The organism is Streptomyces sp. NPDC014006 (genome assembly GCF_043088925.1).
Lineage (GTDB): Bacteria > Actinomycetota > Actinomycetes > Streptomycetales > Streptomycetaceae > Streptomyces.
In genome coordinates this window covers 1-23,553 of the sequence record NZ_JBICAJ010000025.1, presented here as the reverse complement: position 1 = coordinate 23,553, position 23,553 = coordinate 1, and the positions used below count along the sequence as shown (strand labels likewise).

Here is a 23,553-nt window from a genome sequence, read left to right as displayed (position 1 = left end):
ATGGCTTGTTACTGACCTCCGCCTCGATTCCGTTGACCGGCTGGACCGTTCACGCTGTCACGCTGCACCGGCGCCTCGCTGCCTCGAGGCGCGACCCGCTCACCGGCCTGCTGCGCCGCGACGCCTACACCGGCTGCGCCCGGCAGGTCCTGCGTCGCCACGGCGACGACACCGCCGTAGTCATGGTCGACGCCGACAGGTTCAAGCAGATCAACGACACGGTCGGGCACCCGGCCGGCGACGCGGTCCTCGCCGTGTTCGGCGCGCGGCTCACCGCCTGGGCGGGACCCCGCGCGGCCGTCGGCCGGCTCGGGGCGACGTGGTCGCCGTCGTCTGTCGACGGTGCATCAGTTCTCGCCGGCCCCGATACTGCCTGGCGACCGAGGACGGCTTGGTCGTGGACTATGACGCCCCGGGGGGCGTCTTCGCGATCAATGCTCTACGCCTCATGGATCAATGACAGGGCCAGGGTCGCGGTCACCGGGTGCAAGCACCTTGGCAGCCCCCAGCCGACGCACTCGACTGGCAACGCGCCATCCACTCGAGCTACAGGGTGGAGCCAAGCTACGAGCGCTGACAGTGCCATCAGGTCGCGCATGCCTGCACCCGCTTTAAGCATGCGGTCCAGGGGTACATGAGCCCTTTGGCGTAGGCCGTTCCGCTCAGTGGCGCCAAGCGATGCCGGAGCACGGGGCAGGACATCACGGAGGAGACCACCGTATGGAGCGCACTACCCACGTCAGCAGCGACGGCCGCCGTCGCGTCGATGCTCTCGGCCCGTCGTAATCCCGGGATGGGACCTGGTCTACGACCACCCCGAGGACAACGCCCAGGTCATACGGAGGGAAGAGAGCACTTACGCCTTGGCGTGCACGCTGCACCGGCACGCCAAGGCACTCTCCAGGCAGAACGACGAACGCCCGTGGCGCGAGAGCGGCGGCTGGTGTCCCGGGTGCGTAGGCGGACTGCCCCCGGTCGCTGCCGAGACGGAGTGACCGTGCGGCGCCATGGGAAACACCGAGTTCCGTAATTCCCGGCGGTGCTCAGCCTGCACGCCACGCGGCTCAGCCCGGTCGCCGGTTCCGCTCTCAGCACCGGCCAACCAGCCAAGAGCGCGCTCATGGTCATCAGTACGAGCCCAAATTGTGGTACATGACATGCAGGCCGACCGGACCCAGCGCTGGATGCCAGAACGCGCCGGGAACGGTGCCGATCATGGCGAACCCGAGACGCTCATACAGCCTGACTGCCGCTGCGTTGGAGGCCGCGACAGCGTTGAACTGCACGCCAGCGAACCCGCGACTCCGTGCCCAGTCCAGCAGATACTCGCCCAACGCTTGGCCGACACCTCGACCGCGTGCTTCTGGCGCGACCATGAAATTTCCGCTGGCGACATGCGAACCTGGGCCTGGCCGGTTGGGGTACATGTTGGAGGTGCCGATTATGCGCTGCCCCTCCACGGCCACTACGACGTGCCCTGGCGGCGGTACGACCCACCCGTCCCGCGCCTGCACCTCAGTTTGTAGCGGGTCGTAGCAGAAGGTGTCCCCTTTGCGGATGATCTGCTCCATGAACGGCCAGATCTGCGGCCAATCAGACTCCTCAAACTCTCGAATCTCCATCGGCGTGAGACTAACCAACGGTGAGAAGCATGCCCACCCTTTTTCCAGCTGCGGCGCCGGTCGTGTTCATGCGGGGCCTGTGTGTCGAAGGCCCGGGGAAGGTCGGCGGCGCCCGTACGCGAGCTGCACCGCCAACCCACTGAGTTCCGATTCGTCTCCCACACCACCGCCGACGTCGGCCCCTGTGCGTGTGGCGATCGCAAGCGTGGGCCTGGTTGACGCGCCGCCACGACCACTCGCGAGCAAGTGCCTAACATCCCTGAAACGCGATCAACCAGTCTGCCTGTACTGAAACTTGGGTGCCACCTCAGGCAACGTCCGCCCCGCTGTAGAACCAAGCCAATGTGGCCGCGCTTGTCCGTGCGGGCCAGGATCGCCGACGCGGACCCGGCCCCGCCCGGCACTCCCGGTGCAGTCTTGGACAACGGCTGCACCCTGCGCAGCAGGGACACCGAGGCACCTCTGGCGAACCGTCCTGCCCGGCGGATACGGCGCTGGGAGCTGGTCCAGCCGCTGGGCGGCCAGGTCCGGGTGGTGACTTCACCTTCGACTACGACGCTGTCGGGAGCCATGCCAAGGCGCTTGCCGTGTTGGAGCGCGAGGTTCCGGCGGTCGTGCTCGGCCCCTGAGTTCCCGTGCGTCCCCAATCCCATCCGCCCCTGATGGGCGCTGCTCGACCCGCTTGCGCACCGGCCCGCCGGCCGCGCCTACGCTCCCAATGTGCCTGAGCCTGCCGCAGGTCGGGATGTTTTCGCTGGTCGGGCGTTGAGCTGCAGCACGCCAACGGCCGCTAACCGGCTTTCGTGTGCGACTCGTTGATGGGTCCATAGGTTTCGAGCACATGTCTGCTGGAGCGGGTGGCGGAGTGGTCGGGGCCGAGGATGCGAGCCAGGTCTGCGACTACACCGGCCATCAGCTGCTTTCCTTTGGTGTGTTCCCCGGCTGCGTAGACGAAATCCGCGTGCAGGTGCCGGCTCCAGAGAGTGGAACGGTGGTCGGGGCCGAGGACCCGAGCCCGGTCCAGGGCATTCTGCGCCAACAGCCTGGCAGCCTCCGCACAGTCGCCGGCCTTGCCGAGGAAGAGCGCGTGCAGTTGTCCGCTTCGAAGGGTTTCCTCATGGTCGTCCCCGAGGATTCTCCTTCGGTCAGCGAGCACGCCAGCCATCAGCCGTGCCGCCTGCGCGGGCTGCCCGGTGATGTCGAGGTAGAACGCCTGCATGTGGCGGCTCTGGAGGGTGTCCGGATGGTCCGGGCCGAGGAGCCGCGCCTGTTCGAGGGCCAGCTGCTCCATCTGTCGCGCCGCATCTGCCGGATCCCGATCGCGCTCGTTGTGCCGCACCTGGGTGTACCTAAGAGTCAGCTGCTCGCGTGTCGGCTGGGCCTCGGCGGCCGATCGCGGGCCCGAGTCCTGGAGGCGATGGCGTGGGAGCAGCTGGGTTACGAGGGTGGGCCATGGCGTGCCGTTGGGCCACTGCTCGGGCGGCTGCCAGGAGCCGGTGACAGCCCGCAGGACCTCGGTGGGGGTGGGCCGGTCGGCGGGTTCCTTGGCCAGACAGGCGGCAACCAGTCCGCGAAGCGGTGCGGGGACGCCGTCGAGCCGCGCAGTGTTGTGGACGATGCGGTGCAGCATGACCACAGGCGGGCCGCCGCCGAACGGACTCTGTCCACTGGCAGCGAAGGCGAGGACAAGGCCGAGCGTGAACACGTCACTGCTGGGGCCGAGGTCGTCCCCGCCGATCTGTTCGGGCGACATGAACCCGGGTGTGCCGACGACCACGCTGTCCGGGGTCAGGGTTGCGTGATCGAGGGCGCGGGCGATACCGAAGTCGATCACTCTCGGGCCGTCGGCGGCCAGCAGCACGTTGGCCGGCTTCAGATCGCGGTGTACCACCCGGACGGAGTGGATGTCCTGCAGGCCCTCGGCGAGACCGGCGGCCAGCGGCCACAGCGACTCCAGCGGAAACGGCCCGCCCTCAGTCACTGCCTCGGCAAGGCTGGGGCCCGGCACGTACACGGTCGCCAGCCATGGCAGATCGTCCTCCGGCCCGGCACCCACCAAGGGTGCTGTGAACGCGCCACTCACCGACCGGATCGAGGCCACCTCCTGGGCGAACCGCCGCCGGAAGTTCCCCTGTCGCGCCAGGTGTTCGTGGACCACCTTGACTGCCACCGCCCGGCCGGACGGCGACCGGCCGAGGAAAACCCGACCCATCCCGCCCTGCCCCAGCCGCGCCCGCAGCGTGTAGGGGCCGATCTGCTGTGGGTCGCTGGTGCCCAGATCCTCCATGGCCGCCCCCGCTTCATCCGCACTGTGCGCGCGATCGTAGCGCCGAGGACCAGAGCGGGAACAGTGGCAGCAGCGGCCCGCGGGGGAGCGGGTACGGCGCGCCCCTGCTGGCTGAAGGCCTCCGCTGCGGGTCTGCACGCCTTGTGACTGCAGGGCGTTGGCCTGCGGCGCGAAGCATGTTCGCCCGGCTTCCCCGCCGAGAGGGAAGCCGGGCGCTGGCGCAGGCTATCTGGGCGTGTCTGAGGGCCGCTAGGAGTGTGCTGGAGATCGGCTTGCCCGCCTCGTTCATCCCGCCGGCCGCTACTGTGGCGTGAGCGCCTCAGCGGCCGGGGGTCATCACACCTCCCGATTCGCTCTCGATCGCAGAACCAGGTCATTCCAGACTAATGCGCACATGTAAGTGACACACCCGATCGGACGTCCGCCTCAAGGCGTTGCGTAGGGCGGGCGGCGGCAAGGATGGACGGCATGTGGCTCAGATGTGCTGTGAGGATGCGCTGCTCATCCTCGACGACGAGCAGATCGCCGTCGAGGTGGACCTAGGGCTGTTCCCGCCGGATTCCGGGGTCTGGGGCGGTGTCCTGCGCCGGCTCCCTACCAGCCTGGCGGCCCAGGTGAGGACGGCCGGCGAGGTGCGCCTGCGCCTGTCCCAGGGCCAAGAGCGCCGTATCCGTCCGCTGACAGGCTCCGAGTCGGCACGTGACGAGGCACGTCGGCAGTCTCAGAAGGAGGGCGAGCTGAACCGCATCATCAGCATGCGTAAGGCCGCGCGCGCCTGGTGCGATCTGCTTGCGCGGACGATTCAAGATCTTGGATTGGGTCGACCAGTCCAGATTGAGGACTTCGATGCCGCCGCGGCGGACGCTAGCGACCAGGCACAGCTCGCCCTTGATCACGCGTTGCATGACGGCATCTGGATCTACCAGTCGAGTTATGGATACCCCGCCCACCGCTCCCCTGCCGAAGGCCGCTCTCACGAGCAGGCACGGGTCCTGGCTGCACTGAGGCGCGTAACCGAACTGATTCGAGAGGCAGCGATCAATCAAGCACATCTGGACGGCTCTCGCTCCGAAGAGTTGAAGCGTGCGCTTGACTTGGCAGATGAAGCACGCGCAGCCCTGGCCACGGCACTGCTGAACCGACTAGAACAGATCATGGAGATCACCACCATCGGGGGACCTGTTGCCCGTTCGTCCTCTGATGAGCAGGACGATTCATCCCCGCCACTCGCTCAAGGCAGCCCGAGGGTAGGGCGGGAGGTCACCGTGGAAGGCGCAAACGGCGCAGTCACAGTGAGGGCGCCTCGCCGCGACTCGGCTGAACTCGACAGTCCTGATTCGCGCCCTGCACATCCGGACTGGGCCACACTCGCTGCAGCGGCCACGCGAGACCCCAGCCGCTGGAGGTTGCTGCTCTCTCCTCGAAGGAGACGTCGACCCTGACGGTCAACACTTCGGCTCGACTCCACCAACACGTCTACGCCCTTGCTCCGCGCCAGAGGCAAGCCCAGCCTGAGGGACCACAGCGTGGTCGTCAAGCCAAATCCCCTCATTGTGTTAGCCGTTGTAAGCGGCCCAAATGCGGCCGTCACAGCAGCCCACATGAGCCAGTCACGGGGCACTGCTCGCGACTGCTACCTGGCGGTGACCACCGATCTCGGCATGGCCATGCGCAACCTCACCAGAACCTGGAATGCCGAAGTGGCGTGCGCCAGCCAGGGAGCGGAGAATTCTTGTGGGTCCTGGACGATCCGGCGAGGCGGATCGCGGCCGACCAGGTTTCCTAGCTCTTCAGTAATTCTCGCTAGGCACGGTCGAGAAAACGGGAGGCGGCGTGACGAATCCCCGTACCGTCCTGATGCAAGCAAGGCAAGGTCCCGTTCCGGAGAATTGGCGAGTCTTCACCAAGAAGCGGCGGAAAGTGTCCGGATTTCTGTCTGGGACATCGGACGACCCGGACCCGCTGCTGGTCATCACTCCTGACGAGGTCATCGAGTACAAGAACGAACGCAAGCCGCTGACAATCGTCAATTTCTGCGATTTAGCCGCAATAAAACTGAATGCGACTGCGATTGCAGGATGGAGCGCGTGTCGGCGTGTGGTGGGTGCATGGACCATTCTGCCGTAACGGGTCAATAGAGTAGGGAAGTTGGCCGAAACGCCGACGCCGGCGTGCGCAGTGGTGGGGACGGTCGCGCTGGGTGCAGCCAAGGATCCCAGAAGCAGTGGCCCCCGTCCCGGATCCGCTCTAGGTTCGGGTTCGGTCGATCCAGGCGGTGGTCCCTTCAGGGGTGGTGGACCGCGTGCGCATTGTGGCGACCGGGCCGTCGTGCGGGCAGCTCTTCGGGTTCAAGGCAGTCTCGCCACCGACGCTTCAACGGTCTGATCCGTGCACCAGCGCATGTCGGTCGTCCCACTCAGCCTCGGCTGCGTGCCTTCTGAACACCGTCCCTCGAACCCTCAGTTCCATCGACAGAGAGGAAGCGCAATGCTGCGGCCCGCACCACCGTGGTGCCCTCCACCGCGACGAACAACACTTCTTATGGCATCCCGGCCAGGATGGCATGCTGGCCGACCAGGCGTCGGGCGAGGACGAGCCGGCGCACGCGTTGGGCAGATGGGGTGGACGCTAGCCCCTCAACCAGGTGAGGATTCCTCACGACTCGCGGACGAACGGGAGGCATGGGTGTGCCGCCGGGCCGGCACGGGTGACAGTCCCCCAAGGGAGCTCATGCACGACGCGTCTGCTGTCACACTGGTCTCATGCCGAAGAAGCGAACGTCAGACAAGAGCTTCGCCGACGTGGTGGCCGCCATGGAATCCGCGGAAGGGTCCGATCCGGTGGAGGGCGGGCGCTCGCCGGCGAGTTCGGGTGAGCTTGTCGACGAGCGGGGCTGTCTGTGGACGAAGAGCCGGGGGCCGTTGGACGTCCGGCTGGTCAAGCGGCTCGTACGGGGCGCGGACGAGGTGATCGTCGGGGAGGGTGCCGGGGAGGTGCTGCGGACCGTGCCGGGGGAGGAGCGCGAGGCGGCGTGGGCACTGATCAAGGACGGACTCGACACGGCCGGGTCGGGGGCGTGGACGTACCAGGCGTACGAGTTCCGCTCCGAGGACGGCCGCATCCTGCTGTATGTCGAGGAGTTCTGCTGACGTCTCACGGTCGGCATACGCAAGCTGCGCGTCGGGGCGGTCAGGAGATTCTGACCGCCCCGACGCTCATTCACCTCTCTCGGTTCACCAGCCCGCTGCTCACCAGCGGTAGTGGTTCGTGCGGAAGATTCGTCCGAATCGGTTGATGAAGTCGACATGGACGTGGTTGCCGGAACCGCACGGACCGCGGTAGCGGCAGCGGCCTCCGGTCCGCGCGACCTGCTTGGCGTGGCGGATCGCCGAGGCCTTGCTGCTGAAGCGGGTGGGGTGCCACCAGTTCAGTACGTTGCGCTTCTTGGGGATGTAGCGGGCGCAGTTGTGGACCAGCGCCGACCTGCCGTCGGTGGCCACGAAGTAGGTGTGGCTGCCGGCGACGGTCAGGTTGAAGACGGTCCGGACCGCCTGCGTCCGCCTGGTGGCCGTGACCGTCGGCGCGAACCCGGTCGGGTTCGACAGGCGCGAGCCCGGGGTCAGCCGGAACGCGTCGATCCAGCCGCGGCCCTGGACGAAGAACGGGTGGTTGGCGGTCGCGGTGATCTTCTTCGACCGTCCGTCGCCGTCCGCGTCCACGGACAGGGTGATGAGATCCTTGGTGCCGTGACCGATGATCACGTCGGAGACGGGCGAGACGGTGGTCTCACCGGTGATCTCGTCGACCGCTTGGACCAGGTCTCCGACCTCCACCTGGCTGATCGGCCGGGTGCTGCCGTCGGCCATGACGACCGGCGTCTCGGGCAGGAAGGAGTTCCATCGGCAGCTGCGGCCGATGGCCCGTGCGGCCCGTAGGGCCCGGTAGCCGCGGTAGGCGCGGTAGCCCCAGGCGGCGGCGCCGAGGCCGGGGATGAAGCCTGCCGCGGTGAGCGCGATGTCCCACTTGTTGCGCCAGGCCCAGCGCTTAGTCTTCTTGAAGAACTTCTTCCAGCCCCACTTGCCGTCGAGGTCGAAGCAGTTGACGGGGTCGGCCGAGCAGTATTCGTAGGCGTTGGCGTTGCCGCCGCGCTGGGGGTCGAGGGACAGGAACCGGCCGGTGGCGGGGTTGTACTGGCGTACGCCCATGAGGGTGAAGCCGGCCACTGTCTCGCTGGAGCGCTGCTTGCCGCCCAGCCAGCCGTAGCGCACGGCCTGCTGCTTGTCGCGCGGGTTGCCGTACTCGTCGGTGTCCAGAACGATCGGGGCCTCGCCCGCGTTGAGCGGGAGCTGGAGCGCCACGTCGCCGTGGATGTCGGTGAATTGCAGCACCGTGTCACCGGTGGCGCTGGTGACGGCCCCGAGGTTCCCCGACAGGGAGTCCACGTTGCGGGTCAGGGCGCCGGTGGCGGTGTTCTCGATGATCCAGCGAGGATTGTCGTTGTCGCCGTCGTAGTGGTTGAGCTTGTTCTCGGTCGGCGACCAGGTCCCGCCGCTGTTGCTCTCCACGGTCCAGCCGCGGAAGCGCAGGGCGGCGTCGAGGCTCCAGGTCTGCCGTTTGCTGCCGACAGTCTGCTGGTAGGCGAGGTCGTTGGCGTAGAAGCCGACGCTCACGCCGCCCGGCAAGGCCGTGGTGCGGCCGAACGCGTCGTAGGCGTAGCCCGTGTCGGTGATGCGGTCGGCGCTGTCGAACGTCGAGGTCTTGCTGGTCCCTCCGGTGGTCGGGCAGTCCAGACCGGGCGCCGAGGCGGCCGTGGTCAGGGACGTGCGGTTGGCGTGCTTGTCGAACCCGTAGGTCCGCCGGGTGCAGACGGTGTCCACGGTGTCGTCGACCTGGACGAGACGGCCGACGGCGTCGTAGCGGTAGGTCTGGTCCGACCAGCCGGCGTGGCTGGTGGTCTGGCCCTGCACGGACTCGGTGACCGCGTCGGACATCACCACGGTGCCGTCGCTGTCACGGGTGTACGTGCGGGCGACGGCGGCGCCGGTGGTGTCCTCGGTCTGGGTGACCGTGTAGCCGCCGGGCAGCTTCTCCGTGGCGACCGAGCCGTCCGCGTCGTACGTCGCCTGGAAGACGCCCGCGACAGAGTCCGTCGCCTTCGTGGCCAGGCCCCGCGGCTCGACGGTGTGGTCATAGGTGAAGGTGACGCTGGACGGGACGCTGTCACCGACCCTGACCGGGCGGTCCAGCAGGTCGTACTCGGTGGTGGTTTTGCCGCCGTCGGCGTCCGTGTACGAGGCGAGCCGGCCGAGCTTGTCGTAGACCCGCGTGATGGTGCCGCCGGTCGGCGACGTCGTACGCAACTCCTGCCCGGTGGCCGGGTCGTACTCGGTCGTGGCGTCCGGGACGGCCTGGCCGGTGCCGCCGGTGACCTTCGCGGTGACGCGACGGCCTGCCGCGTCGTAGGTGGTGGTCGTGGTCCGCGTGACACCGTTCGCGGTGTCGGTGCCTACCGTGGCGTTGCCCCACCAGTCGTACTCGGTGGTGGTGGTCGGCAGTTGTGCCGGGTTGCTGCCGCCACCGGTGATGGCGCCGCCCGGTCCGGTGGAGCACACCAGGTCGGCCCACTCCGGGCGGCCGGCGCACGCGCCGGTGCCGGTCGCGGACCAGTAGGCGGTCACCACGGTGCCCGCGTCGGCGCCGGTGCTGCCCGTGTTGTACGTCCTGACCACACGGCCGAGCGAGTCGTACTCGGTCGTGGTGGTGATCGCCAGGCCCGCCGGGTCCTGGATCGACTGCACAGGCAGGCCCTTGGCCCAGTCGTACACGGTCTGCACGACGCGCGTCTCACCGTGCACACCTGGGTGCTCGCGGACCTCGGCGCCGGTGGTGACCTTGGTGACCTGGTCCCTGACCTTGGCGGTGCCGTCGGTCGGGCGGCCCGCGTCGTAGGCGTTGACCGTCCAGTTGCGGGCGGTGACCGGCGAGCCCGCCGCCACCAGGGTGGTGGTGCCGGACTTCAGGTCCGCCGTGAGGTCGATACGGTGCAGCGGACCGAACTCCTCCAGCTCGCGGGTGCCGTTGCTGTTGTAGACGGACTTGGTGGTGAGCAGATCGGCGCGCTCGGACGAGGCCAGCGAGGCAATGCCCAGCTCGGCCTGCGTCGCACGGTCCGCAATGGTAGTACCGAGTGCGACGTTCCGGTTGGCCGCCGTCAGCTCACGAACGGTGTTGCCGAAACGGTCGTACTCGGTCGTGGTGATGTGGCCGCCGGGCGTCGCAGCGTTCACCGCACGGCCCGAGGCACCCATGTAGGTGATGTCCGCGCGCTGGTAGGACGCGGCCGTCAGGGCGGCGCCCGCGTTCGACGCCGGGACGGCGTCGGCGGGGAACACGGCGGTGGCGTCGGTCGGCGCGTCCGTCTGGCCCCAGGCCTTCACGTCGGCGGTGCCCATCTTGTAGGGGGCGGCGATGCCGGTGAGCGGCACGTCGTAGACGACGCTGGTGGCGGCCTCCCCCTCGACCACGTCGAGGGTGCCCTGCTGCAGCGCGGGCCGCGACGCCTTGAGCAGCATGCCGTCACCGGCGGCGGAGCCGGAGCCGGCCTTGCCGTACGTGAATGTCCACGGCAGCTGACCGGGCGGGGTGACCTGGGTGACGCGGCCCGCCCCGTCATAGGCGTACTGCGTCTTCAGCACGGGGCTGATCAGCGGATTCCACGTCTCGATGAGCCGGCCGGTTGCGTCGTAACGGTAGGTCTGGACGACCTTGGAGGTTGCCGCGGCGGCGCCGGGGTCGGTCGACCAGAGGCGGATCTCTTTCACCTGGCCGGCGAAGTCACCGAGAGTGGTGGCGTTCGCGGTGGTTGCCGTGGCGTACACGAACTCCAGCGAGCGGCAGCCCTTGGTGGCCGGGGTGGCCGTGCAGGTCGCGGCGGACGCGGCCGACGTCGGCGCGATGACGCGCTTGGGGCGGGCCAGCGTCTTGCCGGATACGTTCACCGTCTCGGAGACCACGGTCGTCGAGGTCTGGGCCAGGCCGTCCATCAGCGCGCTGGACACCTGCCAGGTGGTCGCGGCCGGGTCCGGCTTGGTGAACTCGGTGACCGTGCCCGCGGTGTCGGAAAGGGTGAAGCTGCCGGACACGCTGCCGGTGAGGGTCAGCTCCTCGGAGCCGGGCTCCGGTATCCAGCCCGTCTTCGCCGCGTTGGCGGTGAAGGAGATCTCCTCGCCCTCCAGGTCCACCACGGCCACGGCCGTGTCGGAGATCCGCTGAAGGTGCGAGTAGTCGGAGTCGGTGGCCTCGGCGGCCGTGCCCGACACCCACTCCTTACCGAAGATGGCCACCTGGCCGGCCTGCTGCGCGCCGGCGTCCGGCTTGCGGGAGGACGCGGTGCGGGTCACCGACAGGTCGAAGTGCGTGGTGTCGGTGGCGGACAGGGTGAAGTCACCGGTCAGCAGGTTCAGCTGGCCCGGGCCGATCTCGTCGGTCGCGGCGCCTGAGGCGGTGCGGTCGACGACGACGTTCAGCGGCTGCGTGCTGCCCGAGGCGCTGTTGGGACCGGTGAAGTCGGCCTTGATCTGGACGGTGCCGTCCGGGTCGACCGTGTTGGTCGCTTCCCACACCAACTGGGCGTTGCGGCCGGCCGTGAGCGGCACGGGCCAGGAGGTCAGCGGGGTGCCGCCCGAGGTGACCTGCGCCGCGGGGATCTGCGTCCATGCGTCTGCCTCGGAGCGGCGCCAGGAGAACGACACCTTGTCGTACTTCGATCCGTCGGCTTCCGCGACGAGCGGCAGGCGTCGGGCGGTGCGCTCGCCCTCGTCGGGCTGGACGAAGCCGCCCGGCCCGGCGTGGAAGGTGTACTCAACGGCCTCGGACTTGTTGTCCGCCTTGTCGACTTGCCGGACCTGCAAGGTGTGCGAGCCGTCCTTGGGCGGGGCGATACTGAGGGCCTTGGCGGCGGTGGAGCCACCGGTGGCGACCTTCGTCCAGGTCACACCGTCCAGCGTCCACTCCAGCCAGTTGTGGTCGGTGCCGCTGGGAGTGACCGTGAAGGTGCCGGCCTGGTCTGCCCCCCGGACCCACGCGGCGGACGGGTAGTCCGTGGACGTGATCGCAGTGGGGGCGGAAGGCGCCGCGGTGTCGACCGTGAAGGTCTTCCACTCCGACCAGCCGAGGTTGTAGTGCGTGCCGTCGTACGGTGACGTACGGAACTTGTACGTCTTGCCGTTGCCGAGCACGCCGGCCGGGACGGTCACGGAGGCGACCTGTCCGGAGTTCACCCACGGCGAGACGATGACGTTGCCGACCTGCGTGTTGGTAGCGGAGTCGAAGATCTGGAAGGTGCCGTTGACCTTGTCACCGTTGGGGTCGACGAAGGTGTCCCGCAGGGTCGGGGTCGTGGTGTTGACCACGTAGGCGCCGCTGTAGGAGTAGTACGGCGGCCCCGCCTCCTGCTTGGTGCCCGTGCGCGGCCGGTAGTTGTACGTCACGACCAGCTTGGGCGGGTTGGCGGCGGCGTTGGCGGAGTTGACGCGCTTCCACTGCCCGGTGACGGCCTCGTCGGAGGCGCGCAGGCCCATGTGGGACTTCGCAGCCTTCGCCGACGCCCACTCCTGCACCAGCGTGGTGACGTCGACGTTGATTCAGCCGTCCGGCTGAGTGCCGCAGGAGGCGTTGCCCCGGGTCTCCGAGGACGTGGCCTTCTGCGCGATCCACGCCGGCTGGGCTGTCCAGCGCGAGGAGGTCGAGGCGGCCCCGGCGGACCACACCTCCCACGGTTGGTTCGGGCAGGAGGAGCCGGTGTAGTTGCCGGAGTGGAAGTTCCACAGCGACAGCTTGGCGTCCATCACCAGCGCGTCGGCGACCGGCGCGGTGTTCCAGGAGATGAACGAACGGGCCGTGCGGAAGGTGCCGTCGGCGTTCTTCGTGCCCGGATTGCCCAGGTCCAACTCAGTGTCGGCGGACCAGTCGACGGTCTCGCCCTGCTGGACGTAGGTGTCGAAGACGTTGCTGAGGGCGGAGGTGGACGGATCGACCGTCACCGGGTACTTCGTCTGCGGATCGGCGAGGAACTTCGCGTCGGGCGTGAGCACAAGGTCGACCGAGCCCCTGCGCTGGACCACCTTCAGGCCGACCTTCGCGCGGTGGGTGTGCTCTCCGGAGACTTTGTCGGTGGTGGCGTCCCACATCACTGGGGCGGGCGTGACGGCCCGCCTCTTGTTCTTGCGGTCGGTGAAGAGGACGCTGCCGTCCTCCAGTGGCTTGACGTTCAGGCCCTTCGCCTTCAGCGGTAGCGTGTAGGTGTAGCCGGTCGTGGCCGGGCGCTGCCGGATGTCGACGTACTGCTCGTACCCGGTACGGGTCGCCTCGACGACGACGTCGGCACCGGGCAAGGCGTCCACGTAGGTGGCGCGGGTGCCGTCGAGCCGCGGCTTGGGCAGGCCGCCCTTCCACTGAAGGGTGATCTGCTGGTCGCCCTCGCCCAGGGTCACGAGGTCGCGTGCCCCGGCGGTGGCTGCCTCCCGCAGCGAGCGGGCCTTGGCGCCGCCGCCGACGTTGAGCCGCAACCCGTTGGGATGGCCGACGGGCTCGACCGCGCCGCCGGCCTGTTCGACCAGCGTGAGGTCCACCGGGCGCCAGCGGCCGTCCTCCTGGAACCGGATCGGGCCGGCCGTGAGCTCGGTGGTGAGCGAACCGTCCTTGTTCGCCCACGTCGTGGACGTCTCGGTCCGTTCGGAAAGGGCCTCGACACGTCGCCCCGACAGTCGCGCGGCCACTCGGGCCGAGGGGATGTCAGCGGCCTGTGTCACGGCTGGCTTCGGCTGCTTGCCGGCCTTGTCCGGTGAGTCGGCGGCGGCCGCCGTGCTTGTGCCGTCGAGCAGCGAGACGGCCAAGGCCAGGGCAACGCTCCCCGCCACGTAGCGGAGTGTTCCCCCCGACCAAGGCCTGCCCCGCTCATGCGGAGCGGGCTTATGGATCGTCATGAGTCTCGGCTTCTTCGTAGTTTGCTGTGTGCCACCTGTGTGACACCGCCGTAAAGGTAAGAGGGAGGTAAGAGGGCGAGGAAGGGCGACAAGTTGGCACAACTGATCCCCGATGGGGCCCAAGTGCAGAGTGATATAAGTCACCGAGACAGACCGCATGAGCAGCCTGGTAGGCGATCGCGAGCTTGTCGGTTCGTGTGGTCGGGCCGCGCCGTTGCTTGGGGCGGCTGATGCACCGCTCGACACTGCTGCGCTGCGTATGCCTCGCTCTCGAAGCCGGGCGAACGGCTGCGGGATGACCCCTCGGATACCCCGGCGCCGCAGGTGGCTGCGGAGTGGCCGGGTCCGGGGCCGACTCGGGCCGGTGCCGGGCACGCGGTGGTGTGACGGTGATCGGCCCATCGCCGCCCGCGAACCCGGTCGGCCGGCATGAGCGGCTGGATCCGGTCCACATCGCATCGCTGATCACTAATCGGACAGATGTATCCGATCAAAGCGAGTTTGCCGTCCAGCAGGACGAAGTCCGCATCAGCCTCGCGCAGGACCTTCAGCGGACCCGGCGCACGGTCGGCGAGCAGGTGGATGACCGCGCTGATGAAGGCGTGGGCGGTGGACTCGCTGATCCGAACCCGGCAGCGATCTTCGCCAGGTCGTGCGTTCGCGCAGGCGCACCAGTGCCACCCTCGCGCGCTGAGACGGGTAAAGCTTGCAGCGCCGCTCACCCTCACGGGTGACGATGAGCATCATGACCCACTCCACGAGCGCACGGGGCAGGTCGAGTGTGGCAGGACAGACCACCAACGAGGCCCCCCAACAGCGTGGTTGAGACGTCAGACATCTCGATCAACAGCTCGGGGGTCTCGCTCGTCGCGCTTCATGGACCGGCACCTGATCGGTCGCCAACTCGAAGAAGCTCAATGACTGGCACACAAGGGCATCGGGCCCTTTGCCGTCCTGCACAACTTGGCCTACACCCCGCTCAGGGGCGGACCACTTCACCACTCCCACAGGCACGGCATCCCCCCTCGTAATGCCCGCTGCTGGTCCCACAGCCTGCGCCTGCGGACAACCAGCGCCCAAGGGCGTGCCGCCGGGCGCGCGCGGCACCAAGCCGGCGTTCGCTCCGGCCGTCATCTCCCGGACCGGCGATTCTCAGCCATCTCGTGAACACTCCACACGGCCACACCGCCGTGTCAGCACAAGGTCGTTGTGCGATGTCCCAGATGCCTCGACGGGGCGTCACGCACATAATCGGACCGGATTCAGTCGTCACGTTGCTGCCGCGCATGCTTCCGATCGCCGTTTCTCTGAGCACTCCCGGCATCATCACCGTCCCATGATTGCCGTTCTGGTGGTGACCGTAAGTCTCCAGCGCATAGAATGTCGCGCGCTGCTCGCGATGGCGGTCGGCGAGATCGGCCAGGGGGGAAGAAGCCGTGATTGAGCTGCAAGAACACGCAGCCCAAGGCGGTCCAGCCCGAGGCCCTGAACACGCGTTCGCTTTCCCTGGTCTGCGGTGTTTACAACTCGCCCGCATCATTCTCAGACGATCACCACAAAGCGGTCCCTGTAACAGTTGGGGGCCCTTTTCCTTTTCCGTCGCGACCGGCGTCCGCGTCTGGGGCTACGAAGTCAACGTGAGGCGAAAATCGCGTGCTTCGTTTCACGACAAGAGAAGTGTGGAGTGTGATGCCATGAACCGAGTCGGGAGAGATTTACGCCGGTCGGCCCGCAGGCTTGCGGGGCCGGCGGCGCGCATCGGGTTATCCGTTCTCTTACTGGCAGGCGGCGCCGTGGGAGTGACGACCGGAACGGCCTCCGCTTCGACCACCGATGGAACGCTGACGGTTGAGGTGCTGCGCGATTTCTTCGGCACCGGCGTGATCAACGCGACGATGGACGTGCCGCAGCGGGGCATGAAGGTGCAGGTCTCCGATCCCGCTGGGCACACCGTCACAGGCGTCACGGATGCCACTGGAAAGGTCGTGGTGTCGGGGCCGACGGTGCTGAGCGGCGGGCAGTACCGCGTCGACGTCAGCGTCCCGGCGCCGTACAGCGGCTATCTGCGGCCGGCGCCCGCCTCGACGGCGGACAACCACTTCGACAGCTTCACGTCGTTCGTGGACGTGTCCGGCGGAAAGAACGCCTCAGTGGTGACGGGGGTGTGGGATCCGGCCGACTACACGCTGCCGGACTCGCGGTATTTCGTACCGGTCCACAACGGTGCCAACGGAACCGACACCCGGGCGTTGGTGGCATTCGGGACGAAGACCCGTGGTACGTGTCCCACGGATGTGTCGTGCCCGGCCACGCTGGCCACGCAGGACCAGGTGGGTACGACGTTCGGGCTGGCGTACGACAAGTACCGCAGTCGGCTGTTCCAGAGCGCGTTCGCCCGCCGCTTCACCCCCTACGGGCCGAAGGGCGCCGGTGCGATCTACACGGTGCCGGTCAACGGCTCAGGTGCGCCGGAGCTGTTCGCGCGGGTGCCGGCCGCTGCTGTGACGCCGCACGACAGCGCCGACATGATGAGGGACCCCGGGTTCATCGACGCACCGGGCAAGGAGAGCATCGGTGGCCTGGCCCTGTCGGAGGACGGCTCCACGCTGTACGCGGTGAACCTGCTGACCCGCAGCCTGGTGAGCTTCGATGCGACAGGGGCCACCGCCGCGCTGCCCGAGGCCACCGTGCCGATCCCGGACCCGGGGTGCGCGAGCCCCGGCGACTGGCGGCCGTTCGGTCTCGAGGTCCACAACAACACGCTGTACGTCGGCGGCGTGTGCGATGCGGAGAGCACGCAGAAGCGCGCGGACCTGAAGGCCGTCGTCTACATCTACGACGGCAAGCGGTTCACCACGGTGCTGACCCACGCGCTCACCTACAAGCGCGGCACTGTCTTCGGTTCCGGCGACAAGGCCACCCACTGGAACCCGTGGAACACCAGCCTGGCCACGTGGGACGAACGCAGGACGGCCCCCGACAGCAACAACTTCATCGCTCCGCAGCCGGAGTTGGCCTCCCTCGCCTTCGGCCGCGACGGCTCGATGATCCTGGGCTTCCGCGACCGGTTCATGGACGTGCTCAGTTGGGGAGGGCTGGACCCCCGCCCGGGCACCCCCACGGCGGAAACCGGCATGTCCGGTGGTGACATCACCATGGTCTGCGCCACTCCCACCGGTGAATACCAGTGGGAGGGCACCGGGAGCTGCTCCAACCACGCCACTCCCGCCAGCAGTGGCGGCCAGGACGTCGATGTCGTCGAATACTTCCCGGGCGACTTCTACGCCAACGCGCACCAGGAGACCGCGCTGGGGTCGGTGGCCTACATCCCGCAGCAGCAGTGGGTCGTCAGCACGGAGTTCGACCCGGTCGTCAACGTCGCGACCTCAGGAACCGGATACCACGACATCACGACCGGTCAGGGCCCGGGCAACAGCCCGACCGCCAACGGGTTCCAGTTCGTCAGCCGGGAACAAGGCGGGTTCGGCAAGGCCGGCGGCCTCGGTGACATCGCGTACGCGGCAGCGAACGCGCCGATCCAGATCGGCAACGTCGTGTGGTTCGACGGCGACCACAACGGGATCCAGGACCCCGGGCAGGTACTGCTGCCGGGAGCGACGATCAACCTCCTGGACGCGGACGGCAAACAGGTCGCCACGACCAGGACCAATGCCGCCGGCGAGTACTACTTCGGTGGTGTCGGCGCCGCGTACCAGCTCACACCGGGTGCAAAATACACGGTGCAGTTCGACGTGTGCACCGCGGACACCAGCAAGGTGCCCGAGCAGCCCCCGGCGAGCGAGCTGCGCTTCACGCTCCCACGGGCCGGCTCCGACCGTGCGCACGACTCCAATGTGACCCCGCCGACCAGCGGGCAGTCGTGCAACGGCTACGCGCCCGTCACGGCGCCGGACAAGCCGGGCGGAGTCGATCACACGATCGACGCCGGGGTGTACATCCCGAAGGAAACGCCGACTCCGACTCCGAGTCCGACCTTGAGCTCGTCACCGAGCTCACCGGTGTCGCCGCCGGCCTCCACGCCGTCGTCACCCGCGCCGCCTGCCAACAACCGGGGCCCGGCCGGCGGGGTCACGGGTGGGCTGGCGCACACCGGTATGACCGGGCTGCCAGGGATGATCGCCCTCGTCGGCCTGCTGGTGGGCGCCGGCCTGGTCCTCGCGTTCATGAGCCGGAAACGCCGCGCCCAGAAACACTGAACGAACCGAACAACAGTGATCTGCCTGCCCGCGATCCGGATGACGCGGTCGGGCAGATCACGCCAAGGCCGGTCGACGAGGGCCGGCCTTGGCGTCGTCCGTCACCGGACTGCCGAGTGTCGCCGCGACCGCACGGCGGCCGGGCAGTGCGGTGACTGAGAGGGGGAGTCGGAAGAGTGTCAGCGTCGAGCCGCGTGCGCAGCGCGAGAGTCCAGCAAACCCCACCGGGCCGTGCGGCGTACCGGCGCCGATGGCTGCGGCCCCGCTGGGCGGCAGCCCTCGTCGGCACAGCCGCCGTCGCGGTGGGTGCCGCGTTCCTCCTCGCAGGCGGCGGCTCCGGCTCCAGCGGTCCGCGCGCACTGACGTCGGATGAGGCGAACCGGCTGGCGATCACGCGGTTCCGTAACTACGAGGCGCACGGCCGCGCGGTGACGATCACTGTGCCGGGCACCGCCGGTGGGCTGATCGTCACCGCGTCCGTCGACTACCGGGGCAAGGTCGGTTACGGCGTTGTGCACGGCACCGGGCGCGACACATCCAGCGACGGGCTGATCGAGTGGACGGCCACCTCGGTGTTCGTCCACCCGATGGTGAAGGCCCCGGCGCACGCGCCCGCGTCGCCGCCCGACTCGGGCTGGTACAGCCGTCCGCTGCAGTCCTCGGGCAGCTCGCTGGACAGTTCGCTGACCATCGCACTCGGTCTCGGCAGCGACCGGCCGGACAACGCCCAACTGCTGCCGCAGAACGGCGCCGCCTGGTGGGGACGAGACCAGGTGGACGGGCATCGGGTGGACGTCATGACCGGGCCGTCCTCCCGTGAACGCTCGGGTACGGCGGGCAACGTGCGCTACTGGGTCGGCTCGGACGGCACCATGTACCGGGTCCGCATCAGCGTGAGTTCCGCGACGCAGCCGGTGGTCATGGATTTCGACACCCACAAGTACGTTCCGGTCAAGCCGGTACCCGGAGTCACTCCGACGCGGTAGCTGCTGTTCAGGACGTCTGCACCCGCGCCTGAGCGGCGAGCAGGGAGGCCGAAGGCAGCGGGATGTCGGCGGGATCCGGTAGGGCCGGAACAGCCGGGACGGCGGTGGCGCCCGTCGTGAGGGGGTGGGGGAACTGCGGCTGTGGACCAGGCGCCGCGACCTCGGTGAACGGGATGCCACCGGGTGCCGTTGGCATCGCCCACCTGCCGGCCGGCGAGGGCGACCGGGCCGGAAGCGGGCAGGACGCGGTGGTCGTGAGCCGGGCGGGCACCGTGGTGTGCAGCTTGTTGTCGCGCAGGCAGTTGCCCCGCCCCCGCGTGGCGGTGGGGAACGTCCAGCCGACGTCGACGCCGTTGCCGGTGAACGTGTTGTCCACGATCTGGTTGCCGACCGGAGGCAGGTCGGCGCTTGCGGTGATCACCAGCCCGGCGTTGCGGTTGCCTGCGATGCGGTTGCGGATGAACTGGTTGTCGCTGCCGCCGTCGATGCCGATGCCGGTGCCCCACCCGCCGTCGGCCTGCTCCGGGGTGGCTGTCTGCTGGTTGGCGGCGATCAGATTGCCCGCGATGACGGCGCCCTGCTGGGGGAGCAGCTTCTCTTGGTGGTCGGAGTCGGTGGTCAGGCCGACCCGGTTGCCGACCAGGCGGTTGCCGACCACGTACATGTCTCCGCTGGCGTTGGTGCCTTCGTATCCGACCGCGTTGAGTTCGGCGACGTTGTCCCGCACCACGATCTGACACGGTTTGCACTGCCCGACATAGATTCCCGAGTCGGCCCCGCCTGAAGCGTACGAGTGCTCGATGACACCGTTCTGCGCGGAGAACGCGTAAATACCGTACAGACCGTTGTGGGTCGCGGTGACATACGAGATCAGGAACGACTTCAGGAAGGTGACGGGCTCATCGCCGGTGTCGTAGCCCCCGGAATGCCCGGGCAGCCCGGAGGCCGCCTTCGCCGAACCGGTGATCAGCACCCCGTTCTGCGTGTTGTTCTCCACGGTCAGGTTCTCCACGGCCGCCCCGGGCGCGGTGACGACGACACCGTTCGGCTGCTGCAACCGCCCGTCGATGACGACCTTGTCCCGGGACTCACCGCGAAGAGTCACACGAGGTGTGGAGACCTTCACAGACTCGTGGTACACGCCCGGAGCGACCAGCACCAGGTCACCGGGGTGAGCGAGAGACACCGCATCCGAGATCGTCGGGGCATCGCCGGGTACGCGGATTGTCACGTGCGCGCCGGCCGGTCGACGGCCTTTGCCCGATCCGCCATCGCCGCCGCAGCCGACCACAAGTGTCAGCATGCCCACTACCGCCGCCAACACGCGAAAAGCTAATCGAGGCATGATCCCACTATCTGGCATGCCGACCGATTCCAGGCAGCAATCGTGAGGTTGACCGGCACGCATTATGCGGGTGTGGCACTCTGCACACCATGCACCGAGCCGATCACCACCCGTCGCGCCGCAGGTTCCTCGATGTCACCGGCGCCACGGTGGCCGCCGGTCTGACCGCCGGGTGCACATCGGACTCCGCCCAGCCCGGAAGGCACGCCCCTGCTCCAGCGGCCACACCGACGCCGGTTGCGGCGACGGGCCGCCATCAGGCCGGCGTCACGCTCCCGCAGCCGGCCCAGGGCAACCTGCTGGCCGTGGTGGCCGACCTCGGTGCCACCGTGGCGCCCGGCCCTCTCCTGGCCGAACTCGGCAAGGCCATCAGCACCCTCACCGCGGGAGCCGACCCGCGGCTGCTGGGCCTGCCACCGGGCGACCTCACCGTGACCGTCGGCGTGGGCCCTCGGCTGGTACGCACGGCTGGTGCCTCGCTGCCCGGCACGGCCGACCTTCCGCGGTTCTCCCGCGAGCGGATCGCCCCGCAAGCACGCGGCGGTGACCTGCTCATACAGATCTGCGCCAGCAACGCGCTGCTCTTACCAGTCGTCGCATCGGCGCTCCTGTCCCAGACCGGTGACCGCATCCACGAACGCTGGCGCCAGTCCGCACGTCGCGGTACGAACGTGCCCATCGGCAACGGCCTTACCGCGCCACGGAACCCGCTCGGATTCATCGACGGCATCGTGGGGCCGCACACGACCGCTGAACAACAACGCGACCTGTGGCTGGCCGGGCCCCCCGCGGTCGCCGGCGGCACCATCGCCGTACTGCGGCGCATGGAACTCGACCTGCCGCGGTTCGCCGCCCTGTCGGTAGCCGAGCAGGAAGCGGTCTTCGGGCGTCGCCGGGCCAGCGGCGTCTCCCTCTCCGGCGGCGCCGTCGCCGAGGGTCCGGATCTCGGCGCCAAGACACCGGACGGGCGCTATCTCGTCCCCGCCAACTCCCACGTGCGCAGGGCACACGCCACCGTGGTCGGGGTCGGCCTCATGCTCCGTCGCTCCTACACCACCGACGATCCCGCCCCCGGCCTGCTATTCATCAGCTTCCAGAACGACCTGCGGACCTTCACCGCCACCCTCACCCACATGGACACCTCCGACGCACTGCTGCAATTCACCACCACAACAGCCAGCGCCACATTCCTGATCCTCCCCGGCTTCGACCGGCAACACCCCCTCGGCTCCCAGCTGTTCGGCTGAACACGCCGCGCCCGTGGCTTCGGCAGCGCGCACACTGAGGCTGCGCCGACCAATCAGCCGCGCTGGTCAGGCGCGACGGAGTATCCATCCGCAGCCGGAGTCGACTCACGGCCGCGCCGGCACGGCGCGTCGGCCCCGCTGCATGGCGGGGAGCTCCCCGCCATGGTCGACCAAGAACTCGCCGACCTCATCCGGCCGGGCCTGACCCCCGCACAGGCGTGCATCCTCGGCGTCGCGTCATGCCGAGGAGTGACGAACGTCCTTCTCGCCGCCATATGGTCAGGACAAGGGGACTGTGAGGTGCTTGTGAGCCTCATGAGGTTACGAATGGAGGGCGATCCGGGGCAGGTTGCCTCCTGATCGAACCCGGCCCGGGCTTGTCCCACAACACCCAGCTCGACGTGCAAGCCGGAGTCGGCAGGGGCTGTGCGCGGGAAGACGCCAATGTCCGTCCCCTTACCCTGGGCCACCAGAACCCATCGGTCAGCGCGCATGGTTGAGTGGCCGGAGTGGCACTCGTCCAGCAGACTTCAGCGCGACACCACGCGGCGAGTCCTCAACGCCCGCGCAGTGCCCAAATCGCGCAATCAAGGGCCGCATCATGCCACGAGGATTCCGGCTCGTCTGAGACTGTGGGCATGGATCGACAGCGGGGTCCCCGGCGAGCAACTGGGTGCCCGTCCCAGTAGCTGCCGCGGAGGACCTCAGTCTTACGAGTTGGTGCGTGATAGCGGTGAAGCGTCTTGCCAGGCAGGTGACATGATCCCGGGTGTGGCGATCATGGTCAATCGGGCGGTGCTGCTGCATCGGCTGTTCACGGGGATCTCTCGACAGCATCTTGCCTGCCTGGTCGAGGAGTTGGCGGCACCGTGGCAGGCCGGACTCGAGGGCCGACGCCATGCCGCACGAGGAGGAGTCCGCAAGCGGGCCGCGGGTGCTGGCGCACGCCATCAGCTGGTGTTCGTCGACCGGCTGGTGGCCACGCTGATCCATCTCCGGCACGACCTGCCGCACTCGGTGCTGGGGCTGCTGTTCGGTGTCGACCGTTGCACCGCCACCCGGGCGATCGCAGAGGTGCGCACGCTCCTCGCGGAGCGGGGATGCGCGGTTCCCGGCCGTCCCGGCCTACGTCTTCGGACGCTGACGGATGTGTTTGCCTATGTCCAGGCCGAAGGCGTCGAGCTGCGTTTGGACGCTACCGAGATCCAGGTCCGCCGACCACCGGCCGGGCGCGGCGGACGGCGCGCGTTTATTTCGGGCAAGAAGAAGCAGAACACGATGAAGGCCACCGTGATCGCCGACTGGCGTGGCCGCACGTTATGGACCGATGCCCTACGACCTGGGCGCACGCACGACGCCACGGCTGCCCGCAACGAAGGCATCACCATCTGCTTCCGGCACTTCCCCGACGTCGAGGTCCTCCTGGACGACGGCTACCTGGGCCTGAGCCGCGACCACCGCGGGCAAGCGATCACACCGCCGAGAAAACCCCGGCCCGGAGCACTACCCGGCAGAGTCGAACAGTGGGAACGCGACCGCCACGGCCACTCCTCCGACCGGATCACCGTCGAACACGCCCTCGCTGACCACAAACGCTGGAAACAACTGATGCGCTGGACCCATCACCGCGACCGCCTGCCCGACACCTACCGCGCCATCGCCGGCCTCGTCTCCGACCGCACCAACAACACCTGAGAACAGGCCACGACCAGGCCAAACACGCCTCACCCACTATCACGCACCAACTCATTACAAGTCATCTCAATTGGCTAGACGGCGGTAGCAGATCAGGGTGCAAGCGATGCTGGTCAAGGCCAGGAAGTGGCTGGCCCTGCGTTCGTAGCGTCGGTGGAGGCGTCGGCAGCC

General features: G+C 68.4%; 11 protein-coding genes and 4 pseudogenes. 8 read left to right on the top strand and 7 right to left on the bottom strand.

What is annotated here, in order from left to right:
• Positions 1 to 5: 5 nt before the first annotated feature.
• Positions 6 to 638, top strand: a complete 633-nt coding sequence (locus ACF1GV_RS40640; protein ID WP_391691913.1) for a GGDEF domain-containing protein — start codon at positions 6 to 8, stop codon at positions 636 to 638.
• A 489-nt stretch (positions 639 to 1,127) separates the two neighbouring features.
• On the opposite strand, the gene ACF1GV_RS40635 is transcribed toward ACF1GV_RS40640, so the two are convergent.
• Both ACF1GV_RS40635 and ACF1GV_RS40630 read right to left on the bottom strand, forming a co-directional pair.
• Entirely contained in the window at positions 1,128 to 1,622 is a 495-nt protein-coding gene (locus ACF1GV_RS40635) for a GNAT family N-acetyltransferase (protein WP_391691911.1), read from the bottom strand.
• Positions 1,623 to 2,412: 790 nt separating this feature from the next.
• A complete protein-coding gene (locus tag ACF1GV_RS40630; protein ID WP_391691909.1) occupies positions 2,413 to 3,909 on the bottom strand; it encodes a protein kinase in 1,497 nt (498 codons plus the stop codon).
• A gap of 470 nt (positions 3,910 to 4,379) precedes the next feature.
• Between ACF1GV_RS40630 and ACF1GV_RS40625 the strand changes: the two genes are divergently transcribed.
• The 3 genes from ACF1GV_RS40625 to ACF1GV_RS40615 all read left to right on the top strand — a co-directional run bounded on the left by ACF1GV_RS40625 (position 4,380) and on the right by ACF1GV_RS40615 (position 7,058).
• Positions 4,380 to 5,351 (top strand): hypothetical protein, encoded by a 972-nt coding sequence (locus ACF1GV_RS40625; protein WP_391691907.1) that lies wholly within the window; start codon positions 4,380 to 4,382, stop codon positions 5,349 to 5,351.
• Positions 5,352 to 5,742: 391 nt separating this feature from the next.
• Entirely contained in the window at positions 5,743 to 6,036 is a 294-nt protein-coding gene (locus ACF1GV_RS40620; protein WP_391691905.1) for a hypothetical protein, read from the top strand.
• Positions 6,037 to 6,671: 635 nt separating this feature from the next.
• Positions 6,672 to 7,058 carry a hypothetical protein gene (locus ACF1GV_RS40615; RefSeq protein ID WP_391691903.1) on the top strand — a complete coding sequence of 129 codons (387 nt, stop codon included), beginning with the start codon at positions 6,672 to 6,674 and terminating at the stop codon, positions 7,056 to 7,058.
• 99 nt (positions 7,059 to 7,157) lie between these two features.
• Here the strand turns inward: ACF1GV_RS40615 and ACF1GV_RS40610 are convergent.
• The 3 pseudogenes from ACF1GV_RS40610 to ACF1GV_RS40600 form a co-directional block, all read right to left on the bottom strand.
• Positions 7,158 to 7,748: pseudogene (locus ACF1GV_RS40610) on the bottom strand (polymorphic toxin-type HINT domain-containing protein); the annotation flags it as partial.
• 228 nt (positions 7,749 to 7,976) lie between these two features.
• A pseudogene (locus tag ACF1GV_RS40605) lies at positions 7,977 to 13,802 on the bottom strand (DNRLRE domain-containing protein); the annotation flags it as partial.
• 584 nt (positions 13,803 to 14,386) lie between these two features.
• Positions 14,387 to 14,693: pseudogene (locus ACF1GV_RS40600) on the bottom strand (transposase family protein); the annotation flags it as partial.
• A gap of 893 nt (positions 14,694 to 15,586) precedes the next feature.
• On the opposite strand from ACF1GV_RS40600, the gene ACF1GV_RS40595 reads away from it, so the two are divergent.
• Both ACF1GV_RS40595 and ACF1GV_RS40590 read left to right on the top strand, forming a co-directional pair.
• Positions 15,587 to 18,109 (top strand): SdrD B-like domain-containing protein, encoded by a 2,523-nt coding sequence (locus ACF1GV_RS40595; protein ID WP_391691901.1) that lies wholly within the window; start codon positions 15,587 to 15,589, stop codon positions 18,107 to 18,109.
• 302 nt (positions 18,110 to 18,411) lie between these two features.
• Entirely contained in the window at positions 18,412 to 19,095 is a 684-nt protein-coding gene (locus ACF1GV_RS40590) for a hypothetical protein (protein ID WP_391691935.1), read from the top strand.
• 7 nt (positions 19,096 to 19,102) lie between these two features.
• Here ACF1GV_RS40590 and ACF1GV_RS40585 read toward each other — a convergent pair whose 3' ends face one another.
• Entirely contained in the window at positions 19,103 to 20,440 is a 1,338-nt protein-coding gene (locus ACF1GV_RS40585) for a right-handed parallel beta-helix repeat-containing protein (RefSeq protein WP_391691899.1), read from the bottom strand.
• A gap of 89 nt (positions 20,441 to 20,529) precedes the next feature.
• Here ACF1GV_RS40585 and ACF1GV_RS40580 point away from each other — a divergent pair, with 89 nt between their 5' ends.
• Positions 20,530 to 21,687, top strand: coding sequence for a Dyp-type peroxidase (locus ACF1GV_RS40580; RefSeq protein ID WP_391691897.1), 1,158 nt, complete (start codon positions 20,530 to 20,532; stop codon positions 21,685 to 21,687).
• A 780-nt stretch (positions 21,688 to 22,467) separates the two neighbouring features.
• Complete coding sequence (locus ACF1GV_RS40575) at positions 22,468 to 23,382, top strand: transposase family protein (protein WP_391691933.1); 915 nt, start codon at positions 22,468 to 22,470, stop codon at positions 23,380 to 23,382.
• Positions 23,383 to 23,448: 66 nt separating this feature from the next.
• Here the strand turns inward: ACF1GV_RS40575 and ACF1GV_RS40570 are convergent.
• Positions 23,449 to 23,553 (bottom strand): annotated as a pseudogene (locus tag ACF1GV_RS40570) (IS5/IS1182 family transposase); the annotation flags it as partial.

Excerpts from the sequence above, each read along its gene's own strand:
- ACF1GV_RS40615 (WP_391691903.1), top strand. The coding sequence starts at position 6,672 with ATGCCGAAGAAGCGAACGTCAGACAAGAGCTTCGCCGACGTGGTGGCC.
- ACF1GV_RS40580 (WP_391691897.1), top strand. The coding sequence starts at position 20,530 with ATGCACCGAGCCGATCACCACCCGTCGCGCCGCAGGTTCCTCGATGTC.
- ACF1GV_RS40595 (WP_391691901.1), top strand. The coding sequence starts at position 15,587 with ATGAACCGAGTCGGGAGAGATTTACGCCGGTCGGCCCGCAGGCTTGCG.
- ACF1GV_RS40575 (WP_391691933.1), top strand. The coding sequence starts at position 22,468 with ATGGTCAATCGGGCGGTGCTGCTGCATCGGCTGTTCACGGGGATCTCT.
- ACF1GV_RS40635 (WP_391691911.1), bottom strand. The coding sequence starts at position 1,622 with ATGGAGATTCGAGAGTTTGAGGAGTCTGATTGGCCGCAGATCTGGCCG.
- ACF1GV_RS40585 (WP_391691899.1), bottom strand. The coding sequence starts at position 20,440 with ATGCCTCGATTAGCTTTTCGCGTGTTGGCGGCGGTAGTGGGCATGCTG.
- ACF1GV_RS40630 (WP_391691909.1), bottom strand. The coding sequence starts at position 3,909 with ATGGAGGATCTGGGCACCAGCGACCCACAGCAGATCGGCCCCTACACG.